This window comes from Nocardia cyriacigeorgica, from assembly GCF_010858045.1.
In the GTDB taxonomy this organism is placed as follows: Bacteria; Actinomycetota; Actinomycetes; order Mycobacteriales; family Mycobacteriaceae; genus Nocardia; species Nocardia cyriacigeorgica_E.
The window spans coordinates 1-306 of record NZ_JAAGVC010000264.1 but is presented as its reverse complement, the minus strand read 5'-3'; the positions used below and the strand labels follow the sequence as shown (position 1 = coordinate 306).

The 306-nt window shown below is 68.6% G+C and carries 1 protein-coding gene; it reads left to right on the top strand.

The annotated features are described in order from the left end of the window. The coding region (locus GV790_RS29640; RefSeq protein ID WP_163818121.1) for an alcohol dehydrogenase catalytic domain-containing protein at positions 1 to 306 on the top strand (306 nt) is incomplete at both ends.

Below are 306 nucleotides of genomic sequence, written 5' to 3'. Positions count from 1 at the left end.
ACCCCAGGTGATGGTTCGTGACGGCGTGCTGCATGTGGCTCGTCTGACCCGGTTGACCGATGCGCTGGGTCTGGCTGTGCCGGAGTCGGCGTCGTGGCGGCTGGAGGCCGGTGACGACACCTTCGACGGGCTCGGGCTGAGCCGGTACGCCGCCGCAGATCGACCGTTGGGGCAGGGGCAGGTCCGTATCGCGGTGCGGGCCGGTGGCCTGAACTTCCGGGATGTCCTTATTTGTCTTGGTGCGGTAGACGTGGGGAGCACCGCGATGGGCATGGAAGTCGCCGGGGTGGTCGAGGAGGTCGGCCC